This is a genomic window from Clostridioides sp. ZZV14-6154 (assembly GCF_020657785.1).
GTDB lineage: Bacteria > Bacillota > Clostridia > Peptostreptococcales > Peptostreptococcaceae > Clostridioides.
The window spans coordinates 701,695-715,452 of sequence record NZ_JAGWCY010000001.1; the positions used below are offsets into that span (position 1 = coordinate 701,695).

General features: G+C 28.2%; 11 protein-coding genes. 1 reads left to right on the top strand and 10 read right to left on the bottom strand.

Features of this window, described 5'->3' with window-relative positions; all coding sequences use genetic code 11:
- Window positions 1-101 precede the first annotated feature (101 nt).
- Both KGF45_RS03565 and KGF45_RS03570 read right to left on the bottom strand, forming a co-directional pair.
- On the bottom strand, window positions 102-1,085 hold the full coding sequence (locus tag KGF45_RS03565) for a membrane dipeptidase (protein WP_227838849.1): 984 nt from the start codon (window positions 1,083-1,085) through the stop codon (window positions 102-104).
- Window positions 1,086-1,143: 58 nt separating this feature from the next.
- The gene (locus KGF45_RS03570) at window positions 1,144-2,346 is read right to left on the bottom strand and encodes a DUF819 domain-containing protein (protein WP_227829724.1); all 1,203 of its coding nucleotides are present in this window, start codon (window positions 2,344-2,346) and stop codon (window positions 1,144-1,146) included.
- Between the two features lie 196 nt (window positions 2,347-2,542).
- Between KGF45_RS03570 and KGF45_RS03575 the strand changes: the two genes are divergently transcribed.
- Window positions 2,543-3,097 (top strand): cupin domain-containing protein, encoded by a 555-nt coding sequence (locus tag KGF45_RS03575; RefSeq protein WP_227829725.1) that lies wholly within the window; start codon window positions 2,543-2,545, stop codon window positions 3,095-3,097.
- 100 nt (window positions 3,098-3,197) lie between these two features.
- Here the strand turns inward: KGF45_RS03575 and KGF45_RS03580 are convergent, their stop codons facing one another.
- The 8 genes from KGF45_RS03580 to KGF45_RS03615 form a co-directional block, all read right to left on the bottom strand.
- A complete protein-coding gene (locus KGF45_RS03580; RefSeq protein ID WP_227841866.1) occupies window positions 3,198-3,989 on the bottom strand; it encodes an HAD family hydrolase in 792 nt (263 codons plus the stop codon).
- 27 nt (window positions 3,990-4,016) lie between these two features.
- A complete protein-coding gene (locus KGF45_RS03585) occupies window positions 4,017-5,105 on the bottom strand; it encodes a cysteine protease StiP family protein (RefSeq protein WP_227841867.1) in 1,089 nt (362 codons plus the stop codon).
- 53 nt (window positions 5,106-5,158) lie between these two features.
- Window positions 5,159-6,397, bottom strand: coding sequence for a phosphoribosyltransferase family protein (locus tag KGF45_RS03590; protein ID WP_227841868.1), 1,239 nt, complete (start codon window positions 6,395-6,397; stop codon window positions 5,159-5,161).
- On the bottom strand, window positions 6,375-7,451 hold the full coding sequence (locus KGF45_RS03595; RefSeq protein WP_227829729.1) for an HpcH/HpaI aldolase/citrate lyase family protein: 1,077 nt from the start codon (window positions 7,449-7,451) through the stop codon (window positions 6,375-6,377). Before KGF45_RS03595 ends, KGF45_RS03590 begins: the two co-directional genes overlap by 23 nt.
- A gap of 60 nt (window positions 7,452-7,511) precedes the next feature.
- On the bottom strand, window positions 7,512-8,648 hold the full coding sequence (locus KGF45_RS03600; protein ID WP_227838856.1) for a toxic anion resistance protein: 1,137 nt from the start codon (window positions 8,646-8,648) through the stop codon (window positions 7,512-7,514).
- On the bottom strand, window positions 8,649-10,211 hold the full coding sequence (locus tag KGF45_RS03605) for a YceG family protein (RefSeq protein ID WP_227841869.1): 1,563 nt from the start codon (window positions 10,209-10,211) through the stop codon (window positions 8,649-8,651). It lies immediately after the preceding gene.
- An 86-nt stretch (window positions 10,212-10,297) separates the two neighbouring features.
- Entirely contained in the window at window positions 10,298-13,057 is a 2,760-nt protein-coding gene (locus tag KGF45_RS03610) for a calcium-translocating P-type ATPase, PMCA-type (protein ID WP_227838858.1), read from the bottom strand.
- Window positions 13,047-13,676, bottom strand: coding sequence for a TerD family protein (locus KGF45_RS03615; RefSeq protein WP_227829733.1), 630 nt, complete (start codon window positions 13,674-13,676; stop codon window positions 13,047-13,049). Before KGF45_RS03615 ends, KGF45_RS03610 begins: the two co-directional genes overlap by 11 nt.
- Window positions 13,677-13,758 lie beyond the last annotated feature (82 nt).

Genomic DNA, 13,758 nt, shown 5'->3' on the forward strand with positions numbered 1-13,758 from the left:
AACATTTAAATTTAATCTAATCTATATACCATATATAAACCTATATATATGAATGCTTATTATTAAGTATAGCATTTTCTACACCTAATTTAGTTAATATCTTACTTTAGTATCTCTTTAAATACTCTATAAAAGTTTCCACTAGATATTAAGTTTATATCACTCTTTTTATATCCTCTTTTTTCAAGCTCTACTATTATATTCTTAGCTTCATATGTACTTTTAAGCCCATCTACACTTGGATTTTTGGAATTTTCTTCAGTAAAAGAACCTATAGTCTCTTCTCCTAGATAGTCACTAAAATCAAAACCAAAAGATACATGCTCTATACCTATAAGATTCACCATATAGTCTATATGGTCAACTAAGTGTATTAAATCTTGCTTTTTCGGATTGATATTTGTAAATCCTCTAAAACTATTTATTCCCACTAATCCACCTGTTTTTGAAATTTCTTTTAATTGATTATCTGTGAGATTTCTTTTTGCATCACATAGATTTTTAACATTAGAATGAGATGCTATAACTGGTTTGCTTACAACAGACATCAAATCCCAAAATGATTTTTCATTTAGATGTGATACATCTATTAGCATACCTAATTGTTCTAACTTCTCTACTGCTTTTTTTCCTATTTCAGTCAATCCTCTGTTTTCATCTCCTAAACACCCTGTAGCAAGTTCATTCTGTTCATTCCAAGTTAATGATGCATGTCTAGCTCCAACTTCTTTATAATAATATTCGATTAAGTCTAAATTTTTTCCAACATGGCTTAAACCTTCAAGACCTATTAAAATATTTATTTTATTCTCATTTAGACCTTTATTTATATCAGAATATTTTTTTACTATATTTACAATATCCTTCATATCTTCAATTTCTTCTTTTATACATTCTATTATCTGCTTAACTCTCTTTTCCGGCTTTTTATCATATGGTGGGTCTATCCATATTACAAAAATAGCCCCTTCAATATTTGCTTTTTTAAAATTTTCAAGATGGATTCTTCTAAATACATCTTTCTCTCCATTAAGCCTTCTTATCGTTACATCTGACCAAGTATCTGAATGTCCATCAAAAATCATGACAACCTCCAATTAAATAAAGTTTTTTCAAACGTTTGTTTTTCTCTCTTTATAAAACTTATATTAAAATATTTCCTACCAAAAGACCAAAATAATTACCAACTATATATCCAAATGTCCCAACTATAAGTATTGGCCCTACTAACTTAGACCACCCTTTTGATATTGCCATAGCTGCTGCTGTTGTAGGTCCACCAATATTTGCATTAGATGCAAGAATAGCTTCTTCCAAGGTAAACTTAAATATTTTGGCAACTATAAATGTAACTAACATGTTTATAAGTACCATTATTCCACAATATAAAAGTAATAATGGAGATTTTTGAATTATTAATGTGATTGAAGCAGGAACACCTACTACAACAAAGAAAATGTAGATTAAAAATGTGCCCAGCTCTTGAGCTCCTTTTATATCACTAAAGAAATTAGGCATAAAGGTAGCAAATATCATAGTTAAAGTAGTTATTATTAGATATTGATTGCCAAATAAAGTATTTAACATTGCTAAAAATGGACTTGACGTTGGTATTATAGATTTAAACCAACCTGACAATTCTACTGATACTGCAACTATTATAAAAGCACTACCAATGGCTATTGCTATATCTTTTAAAGATATTTCTTTTCTTCCCCAATAATTTGCTGCTATTGTTTCGCCTTCATTTACACCTATGCTTTCCATCTCATCTACATGTGGATGTTTAAAATGTTTTCTAAAAAATCCAATAGATGGGATAGCTATTAAAACAAAGAAATATAATGCCATCAAAAGATTATCTGCTACAACAGTTGCTGATACCAATTCCCCAGGTGCATCAAATGCTCCTGACATAGCTGCAAAGTTTACATTTCCACCTATATAAGAACCTGTCATCATAGCTGCAACAATATTTAAATCTGGTACTGCATTTTTTAATGCCAAGAATCCAATCATAGCTCCAAGTACAGTTCCTATCGAACCTACAAGAAATATTACAAGTAATCTTCCACTCTCTTTCCATATCTTTTTGATATTACATTGATATAACAACAAAGCTATGGCTAAAGGTACAACATAACCCCAGACTTGGTCATATACAACAGACTCTACTGGTATAATATTTAGATTTGATAATAACATTGCCCCTACAAGGGCTATTATTGCTCCTGATATTTTTGATGCCCAACTATACTTTTGCTCTAAATAAATACTAAATGCTGCCCATCCAGTTACAATTGCCCATAATACCCAAATATTATCAGGACTTACAAAACTCCTCATCTCAACCGCCTCCATTTCATTAAATTAAAATATCAATATTAATATTCAATATATTGAATATTAATACTATTATAATTCATCTTTTCAGAAAATTCAATATAACGATGTAAATACATGCATTACATAACTTTTATTTTATTTTATTAATTTTGGAAACTATATATGTTATAATCATGTTTGAGGGGGTTTTTATCTAATGGACATAGATGTTGGAAGCAAAATTAGAGCTCTTAGAAAATCTAAAAATATAAGTATAGCTACTTTAGCCAAAGAGTCAGGTTTAAGTACAGGTTTAATAAGTCAAATTGAACGTAATATGGTTGTTCCATCAATTATAGCAATGTGGAAAATAGCAAAATCTCTTGATGTAAACATAGGCTATTTTTTTGATGATATTGGGAAGGATGATTCTAATATAGTAGTAAAGAAAAACAATCGAAAGAAAATAGTAACTAACGATTCTACAAAATTTTATGAGCTTCTTGTTCCTAATCTAATTGGAAAAAAAATAGAATTCATACTTGTTACATTAAATGGACATACAAAAAAAAGTAGCGAATTCGTAACACATGAAGGAGAAGAATGTGGGTACATAATAAAAGGAAAAATGAAAATAACACTTGGTAATAAAGAGTATATATTAGAGGAAGGGGACAGTTTTTATTTTAACAGCACTATACCTCATATATATGAAAACTGTGATAATGATGAATGTATTTCAGTTTGGGCAATGACTCCACCTTCATTTTAATATATTAGACTCTTGTTTAAGTATAAATTAATAAAAATCTGAAATAAATTAGTATGATAAATTTTATCCTAATTTATTTCAGACTTTTCTAGTTTATTGGTTATATATTAAGTAGACAACTTTCATCTAAAATTTTAGATAGTATTTCTTCAGTTCCACTCATTCCATCAAATTTACTTGATATAAATGTGTTTTTTCTTTCATTTTTATTTATATCACCATGCTTCAATACATAAGCTTTATTTGAAATATCTAGCATTCCATAATCCATAATAGAATCCCCAATTGCATAAAAATTTTCTATTCCTAATTCTTTGGTTAGGTATTCGATAGCATTTTCTTTTGAGATTTCTTTTGGTATAAAATAAATTTTTCTACCACTTACATACAATCTCCAATTTTTTGATTCCAATATATTTATATACTCTCTAATTGAATCTAAATTAAATTTTTTAAAATCTACAACTATATAAAAAAATGTATCCTCTGCAACTTTAAAATTAGTTATTCCTTCTACATTCAAATACGTTTTAAATTTATCTACCATGCTTTCAATAGGCTCATAGTTAGATTTTAATTTGTCTATCTTTTCACTCCATGATTTCAATATTTCATTATCTTTAAGTATAACTCCTCCATTTGAAGTTATACTCCATGGAAAATAAATGCCATATTTATTAAATTCTATACGCTTAAACTGTTCTATTGTTCTAGTAGTAGTTGGTATAAACATACCATAATATTGTATTTGTTTTATTAAATTTATAGTATTTAAAGATATATAAGAGATTTCTTTCTCTTTATAGATTTCTATATTTGTATATCCCTTATCAGTATTTAAAAATTTATCAGAGTAAATAATACTCCTGTCTAAGTCTGAAAAAACAATCATTCAGTATTCTCCTGTCAAATATATTTTCTAAACATCTTTCATATTTTTTATTATGCCACAACACTTGTAAGCTTTTAAATTCATTTCTTCAACTTCAACATTTTTCTCTTTTGCCAAAATAAATATATGCTCTAAAGATTTATCATTTAAGTCTTTAACAAGTATCTTATATGGAACTCTCCTAAGTAAAACTCTTGTTGTTTCTCCTACACCTGGCTTGATAAAGTTGATATCTTTTATATCGTACTTTTCCTTTATATTTAAAACATCAAAATAACCATCTTTAGTTATAATATCGCTTTTCCATTTTTCAACTTCATCAGATATATTTTCAAATTGGTTTTTGAAACATGCCTCTATAGTTTCTATATAATTTATAGACTCATCTTTATCCTTTAAGTGGTTATAAAACTTAGCACCATGAAAATCATCCTTACCAATCAAATCGTCTCTTAGCACAGTTCTACTCACTAGCCCAGAAATAGTTGAGTTTAAACATGCACTTGGTATTAAAAAGTCTTCTCTAATTCCATAAAGTCCAGAATATCCAGCAGGGTCAGCTAATACAGCAAGAGTTGAATCAAAATTCTTTTTAAATTTAAATTTAAGCTCATCACATGCTTTTTCTAGCTCTCTTGATATTGTTCCCTTACCAGTCCATCCATCTAAAAATTGTATGTTTGAATTTGGATGACTATTTATTATATATTCAACTGCATTCATATCTATTCCTTTATCTCTTATTATAGATATTGTATAGTGAGGTAAATTTAAATTATACTTATTTCTTAGATATCTCTTTGCCAAAATACCAATTGGTGTTCCAGCTCTAGCAAGTGAAACTAGTACAACATCATTTCCATTTTTTTTAATTATCTTTTCACACATAACACCTATAGAAAATGCCAGTTTATTCTTGTTTTGTTCTAGTTTATCATGATATAATTTCAGATAATCTTCGCTAACCTCATACTCTACTGGTATCATTTCTGAATAATGTCTGCCACTTTGTATTTTTAACTCTCTCTCTTTGTTTCCTTCTTCTTCAATTAAATTTGATATATCTTTTAATAAAAAGACAACATCATCTTTAGAATATGTGCTAAATTCTCCCATATGACTCAACTCCTACCTTAAAACTGTGATATATTTTATCTTGATAAAACATTTTAGCTACAACATACTATAGTCAATTTTTTTATGCTTGTTTTTTTAATTATATCAATAAATTCCAGATAAGAATTCTCGCTTTTATCTAACTCAACAAATAAATAACACTCAGAAAAATCATGTCTATCTATGTTGTAAATATAATTTTGAACGTCAGAATTATAAAAACTCTTTAATTTAAACTTACTTCTAATAGGATAATTGTTTTTATCAATATTAATTATTGGACTTCTAGTTGTTGAATGATAGTATATATCACATTGATTTTCTTTTTCTTTTGCAAATAACATTGGTATATACATGAATTCTTCAGTACCTAAAAATAGAACCTTTTCTGCTTTCTTTTTTAAAGATTCTTTACTTTCTATAACTATTTTTTTACTTTCTCTTTTTACAATTTCTTTTAATTTAATTTGTTCTCTTTTGTTAATTCCAAATCTACCTGTATATCTTATATATTTTTTATTTCCAATATAATCTTCTAAATCAACATTGACATGATTTACTATTAAATTTATTTTATCATCCTTCATAATACTTGATTGACTAATAGTACAATTATCATTGTAATTTGCAACAATATCTTCATTTATATCAAAATTAAAGTCTCCTTTAAATAAATACACAAATTCTATTTTACATCCAAGTTCTTTTTCCAGACTACTAATTTTTTTTAAATTTTCATCACTTACCCAATTAAGTATAGAACATATAGTATATTTCTTTTTAGGATAAATACTTTGAATCTTTCTAATTATATTCATACACGTATTAGCTGTAGTAATTTCATCATCTACCAAAATTACTTCATCGCCAAATTTAAAGTTATCTAGCATTTCAAAATATAAATTTTGGTCTGTTGCATGAGAGTGTTCTTCTAAAAAGTCTAAATTTTCTAGCTCATCAAATTGCTCCCTAGTGGTATGAATAAATTCATAATCTCCAGATAAGTAATCAAAAAAGCTATGTCCAACAGCTGTACCAGTTTCGGCAAAAGCTATTACAGTCCCATTTGATGCTACCTTATTTTTTTTATTATAAATCGTGGCCATTAGCTTTCCTAAATTATCCATTTCACTTGGTTTACAAGCTAAATGTTTTCCAAGTTTTTTTGATATAAATAAAAAACGTCTCTTACTGTTATTTCTTATTCCTATATCTAAAAAATCATTTAAATCTAAGTTTAATGGATTATCAACAATGTCAATCTCACAATTAAAATTTAAGCAATTCTTCATAGTCTACTCCTTTATTTAATACACCATATATTTTAGATAAAATTAATGTTTTTTTAGCCCATAAAAAATGAGGATTAGTTTCATTCATTCTCTCACCTAATATGCCTTTACTCACACCATATTTACTATTTGCACTATCAAGTATCTCCAAAGCATCAGTAAAATCTTCATATGATACTGCAGATAAAGCTTGTACAATTTGAATTTGCATTGGATGAATTACTGTCTTTCCAACTAATCCATGAAATTTATCCAATAGTATTTCTTCTATATACTTCTTTCTTATCTCTTCGTTTGTCATATCAAAAAATTCCGATACACCTCCACTTATTGGTATATCTATCTCTGGTCTTTGAAGATATGTAATTACATCTAATATAAACGAAGAACAAATCAAATTATTATATATAGAAAAATTTTTATCTCTTCTTATACCATACATACCTAATATATCAGTTAGACCTATTCTAATACTAAGTATTCTTGATTTATATCTTAAAATAGTATTATATAAATTACTGAAGCTTAATTCTTTATTTTCTTTATATATGAATTCTCTTGTTTCTATTATTGGAATAACATACATATTTTGAAGACCTATAGAATTCAAAACTTCTATACAGTTTTCAATTAACTTCGAATTTGCTTTAGGAATCAATATTCCTGTTATAGTATTATTGTTTTTAATTATAATCTCTTTAATTCTTAGCAATTGCTCTACATCTTTTATTCTCACAAAAATTAATGGTATTCCATCTTTATTAGTTATATTTTCATTGCTAATATTTTTCAAAATCAATTTAAGATTTTCTATAGCCTCAGATTCTCCATTTGCCCCAACAGCATCTTCTAAACAAATAGCTAGTGGTCTAACTCCCTTAACATCACCTATAATACTCTTATAAATCATATTATATTGAGTAGCTGGAACGTATAAAAAAGCACCCAGTGCATATTTCAGTACATCTTTTTCAGTATTGGCATTAAAGTCTTCTGGCACTTTCAAAAAAATTTTCTCTAAATCCTCTTTGCAGATATAATCGAAATATTTCAATGTGTGGCCTCCTCATATACATAGAAAGGGCCAACTTTATCCAAATTAGCCCCTAATATACTACTTATTATAAATTATAGCTGTATTTAATTCTTCTAATCTCTTTGTATTATCCTTGATTGTAACTCTATTATTTTCTTCTATTCTCAGAGTTTCATCTATACCAGATTTAATTGTATTGTACATTTTTTCTAATGTCTCTATTTGCACAGAGCTTGTTCCAGCCATTCTAGCTATTTGTGCACTTTGAGAACTTACATTTTGTGCATTTCTAAGCAATAATTCATTAGTTTTATCATCAAGAGCTTTTAGAGACTTTGCTTGTAATTCTTGCTTTTTAAGTAATATAGCTTGAGATAAACATTGTTTAAATACTGGCAAAGTTACAACAAATGCACTATTGATTTTTCTAATTAAACCATAGTTATTATGTTGCATACCTCTAAGCATAGGTATAGTCTGAATAGCTATATTTTCTGCTATTCTTAAATCATAGACTCTTTGATTTAACATATCATAGACTTTTAATAGTTCTTGATAGTTGACAATATCCATTTGGTCTCCACTAGTCTCTGATTTTTGTTTGAAATATGGTAATATTTCATTATCCATTTCTTCTACTGCCATTTCTCCAGCAACAATATATTTTTGAAGTTCGTTATAAAAGTCAAAATTTTCATTTAACATAGCACCAATTTGCTTATTAGAAAGTGCTATATCTCTTTCATATTGTTCAAGTTCAATTTGAATCTTTTCAACTTCTCCTCCCAGTGTTTCATACTTTTGAAACATCATTTCAATAGCATTATTAGCTTTTTTGAAAAGTTTTTGAACAAAATTTGGTTCCTTAGTTTCTTGAAAATCATCTAAATCAAATTTATCCATTATTTTAGTTAAGTGAACAAGCATTTTAGAATTTTCTTCATTTCTATTTAATTTTATCGTGTTTAATAGGCTATCAGAAACTCTGGCTACTCCTTCAGATGCTTTTCTACCAAATTGTAAAATTGTATCTGGATTTTCTACTTCTATAAGAGAAGTTAAAGCCTCAACCTCTTTAGACTTTCTAAGTTCAATTTTTTTATTATTTGTATATTCCATTATATCAAATTTTTCTTCTTGTACAGTCGTAGGTAAATTTTCAACAGTTTCTACAGAATTGTTATCTTTTGAAAAATTATTTATATTTATCCCCATTTAAAATCGTCTCCTCTTGCCAAAAATTTTTTTAAGTAAAGGTATTTCATCTTCAAGTAAGTTCAATCTAAGGTCATATACCATTTTATCCAACCTGTGTATATCAATCAATTGGTTATTTATAACATTTTCTATATTATTTTCTCCGCCTGGAGATAATATAATAATATCAAATCCAATTTTACTAAGTAAAAGCATTAGAAATACAACTTCTTTATCAAGCACAATGTTCTTATACATATATATAACCAACTTTGGATTTATGAGAGAGTAATCGAAATTATTCATCATGTGAACAAGCTTTTTATCCATATGAAGTACTGTGAATAAGCCTTTTATTTTATCCTCTCCACTTAGTCCATTTAAAAACATGTTACCTTCTATAAGTTCTTCCACTTTTTCTAAAATCATAATTTGTTGATTTAATGATAATGTTGAAATAGAATACTCTTTATTATTTAAAACAGAATTTTTATCTATAATACCTTTTGAATTTAATACAAATGATAGGCTAAAAGCTTCTCTCGTAAATTCTTTTGAAAATCTATCTATATCTCCATTAAATTCAATGAATGTTGAACTTTCTGAATCTCTTAATAAATCTAAAAACTTAATGTATTCATTTTTATCATTATATATTCCATTGATTTTAGAAAAGAAAACTGGAGTTTCTACTGTAGTATCATTAAACTTAAATCCTGGTCTCAATTTTAATGGCTGATTCCAATATATTGATATTTCATCAATAGTTGAACTTAAAAGCAAGCTTTTTATTTTTCTATCTTGAAGTTGCCAAGGTTTTATAAATCCAGAATCATTTAGCAATTCTTCACTTATTCGTTTTGATGCTTCTGCTCCAACAGTAAAAGCTTTTTTTACAGAACCTTTATCTATCTTTTCACCTGAAACGACTCTATCTTCAAAAGAAACATTTTCTTCTATTATATTAGCCTCTTCTAATTCTATCTTATATTTCTCTAAATTTAAGATACTTATATTACTCTTTGAGTTTGGATTAAGGTATAATATATCAAATCCTGCTAAGTACAATATTAAGAGTAAATAAACTTCATGCTTTTTTATGTCTCCATAAAATATTATTTTTGGAGCATCATTTTTATTTATATCTAAGGCACCAATATAAGTCTTTATCCATGCCATTATTTTCACTATAAAATTTTGTTTAACTCTATCATTAGTAAAGTCTTTTTCTTCCTCTTTTAATACTCTATCTATTGCTTGCTTTATTTTATAATCTATTTCTTCAAACCCTAAAATACTTATATCTGTATCTTCTGTGCTGTTTTTATAATTTTTAAGTCCATTTTTAAAATAATTAATAATGTCAAAATCACTAGGATTTGCTATAGCATCAGTAAATAAGGCAATATCTTTTCTACTATCAATATTTTGCTTAGTCTTAAATATTTCAAGATTATACAAAATCTCATCTTCTAAACCAATATATGAAATAAAATAACTCAGATATCCCTTTGAAGGAGTGTAATTTCCTCTATCTGATTGGCTGGAGAATATTTTTTCAAATACCTTTGAGTCACCCATAATTATCCTCCCAATTTAATTGTTTATTGATAACTGACTCAAAATATATATTTTGAGCCAGTTTGTTATTTTTTATAAAATTTATTTTAAGCTGTTTTCTTTGGTTTTACTAATCTTATTACACATTTTACAACTTCATTGACTACAACTACACTTGCTGCAACACATAAAACTTTTACCCATGTCATAACATCCATAGCTACAGAGTTAAAGAAATCTTGGAATAACTGAGTAAATATTACTTGTGCAATACCTGTTAAAACTATTATTTGTAATGCTAGTTTATTATGTGTAAAGTTTGGGAAAATACTATCTGCATTAAATTCTCTACAGTTAAATGCATTAAATAATGCACTAAAAGCAAATAACGCAAACATTACAGTTCCCTTATGAGCTTCATCAACACCTAAGAAGTTAAATGTAGACTGTAACATTAGTATTGCTGTTATATAGAATGCATTTAATACTATTGTATATACCATTGACTTAGATATTATATTTGCTTTTCTATCAACAGGTTTTCTATTTAACACATGGTCTCTAACAGGCTCTAAACCTAATGCTAGTGCTGGTGGACCATCCATAATTATATTTACCCACAACAATTGTATTGTTGTAAATGGCATTTCTTGTCCCATAACCTGAGATATTATAGCCACTAAAAATGCAATTACATTTACTGTTAATTGGAATTGAACAAATCTTTGGAAGTTATCATAGATTCCTCTACCCCATTTAATCCCTTTTACAATAGTGCTAAAACTATCATCAGTTAAAATTATATCTGCTGCACTTTTTGATACTTCTGTACCAGATATACCCATTGCTATACCAACATCTGCCTTTGAAAGCGCTGGGGCATCATTTATACCATCACCTGTTACAGCAACAACATCTCCACTCTTTTGAAGAGCTGAAACTATTCTCATTTTACTATCTGGCTTACTTCTTGCAACAATCGAAATAGTTTGTATTTCTTGTTTTAGTTCTTCATCATCTAAAGTATCTATATATGAAGCTTCAACTGCTCTCATATTTCCTTTTAATAGACCTAACTCTTCACCTATAGCTCTTGCTGTATTTATATTATCTCCTGTAAGCATTTTTACAGAAACACCAGCTTTATTTGCTGTATTTACAGATTCTATAACATCTTTTCTAAGTGGGTCTCTTATACCAACAAAACCACTAAATACTAACTCACTTTCCATTGCACTCACATTCATAGAATCACTTTCAGCAGTTACTGCTGCTTCTTCTTCAGCTTGCGAGATTTCTTTATATGCAAAACCTAAAGTTCTCATTGATTTTACTTGTAATTTTTTTATTTCTTCTAAAATCTCATGTTTTATACCTTCAGTTATTGGAACTATGTCTTTTCCTCTTTGGATATATGAACATAGCTCAAGCAAGACTTCTGGTGCTCCTTTTGATAACAACACATGATTATTATCTTGACCTATAACAGATGTCATTCTCTTTGAATCAGAAGTAAAAGGGTTTTGAGCTACTATATTAGATTCTTTTCTAACTTGTCTGTAATCTACATTTTTATAATATAGAAGTAGTGCACATTCTGTAGCACTTCCCAGGTACTTAACATCACTATCATTATGCTCTACATCAGCTGTAGAGTTTATCATACAGTTTTCTTCAAAATAACTATTTATTTCTTCTTCTGAACTCTCAATATATCTTCCATCAATATATGCAACTTCTACTGTCATTCTATTTTCTGTTAATGTACCGGTTTTATCTGAACATATTACAGAAACAGAACCTATAGTTTCACAAGCTTCTTTTTTAGTAACTAAGGCATTTATCTTAGCCATTTTTTGCATAGTTATTGCAAGTGTCATATTTATCATAGTTGGCAGACCTTCTGGAACTGCTGCAACTATTAATGCAACACATACTGTAAATGCTGTTTTAACAGGGTCTATCGATTCTAAAAATGGTAAAATTCCAGACATATCAACATTTAATACATTCTTACTTACCATTTGGAAAACCATGAATATAAATAATAATCCTGCTACTGCACTGGAAACTTTAGCTATCAATCCACCTAAATTTCCAAGCTTTATCTGAAGTGGAGTTTGCTCATCTGCGTCTGATAAGTTTTGAGCAATTTTACCCATTTCACTACTATCTCCAATTGAAGTTACAACTAATATTCCTCTACCATAAGCAACAAGTGTACCACCAAATACCATATTTATTTGTTTTGCAGGAATTGGTTCTTGTACCACTAGTGCTCCTTTAGATTCTATTTCTTCCATTGGAACTACTACATCACATTTTTTAGATACATCATCTGATTCGCCTGTTAACATATCTTCTCTAATTTTAAGATTTATAGTTTCTATAAGTCTACCATCAGCAGGTACCATATCACCAGTTTCAATATATACTATATCTCCTGGTACTAGTTCACTCTTAGAAATTTGATGTATTTCTCCATCTCTTAGTACTTTAACTTCAATATTTTCAGTCATCTTAGAAAGAGCATCTGCTGCTTTCTTAGAACGACCTTCTGTAATCATACCTATTGCTATACCTATTGCTATAGCTCCTACAATCCCGATTGCATCATGAGTTTCTCCAATTACTGCACTTACTACTGCTGCAATAATTAAAATAACTATCATTGGTTCACTTAAACTGTCTTTTAAATCATCCCAAAAGCTTCCTTCCTCTTTTGGTGTAAATTCATTTAAACCATACTTTTCTCTTCTAGTCTTGACTTCTGATTTTGATAAACCTCTGTCAGGGTTAACAGATAAGTCTTTAGTTACGTCTTCTTTGTCAACATTATAATATTTGATATCATTATTAAATTCCATATACACACTCAATCCTGTCTAAATTTTGCATTACTTCTTTAAGACCCGCATCTTTTGTTCCTTCACCTATTGCTTTAAACTGCCAACTTCCATCTTTTCTATATATAGCCCCTACTATAAGAGTAGTTTTTTCCGAATAATTATCAGATAAATTATACTTCGCTATTTCCTTTTTATTGCTTTGGTCCTCAACTCTTATATAGGCATTTTTTATCATCCCAAAGTGTTGTTTTCTGTCTATACAATTGTATATATTTACTACAAATAATAATCTGTGAATATTTGATGGAACTTTATCTAAATTAACTAGAATTTGTTCATCATCACCCACACCTTCACCAGTTAGGTTATCTCCTGTATGTAAAACTGACTTACAGGCACTTTTTAAGTTTCCAAAATAAATTAAGTCTTTTATCCCACTTAATTTTCCTTCCTGATTTAGCATAAATACAGATGCATCGCAATCTATATCAGCTTGTCCTCCGCCAAATAAAGACTTAAGGAATCCTCCACCTGATTGTTGCACAGGGTCCCATCCTAAGCCCACAAGTATACTACTCAATCCAGGGTTGGATTTTTTTAAATCTATTTTATCACCTTTTGATAAATTAATCGACATACTAAACCTCCATAAAATTTTATATAATATAACCTATACATTATTTGTATAGGCTACTTATATTTAATATACTGTGTTACTC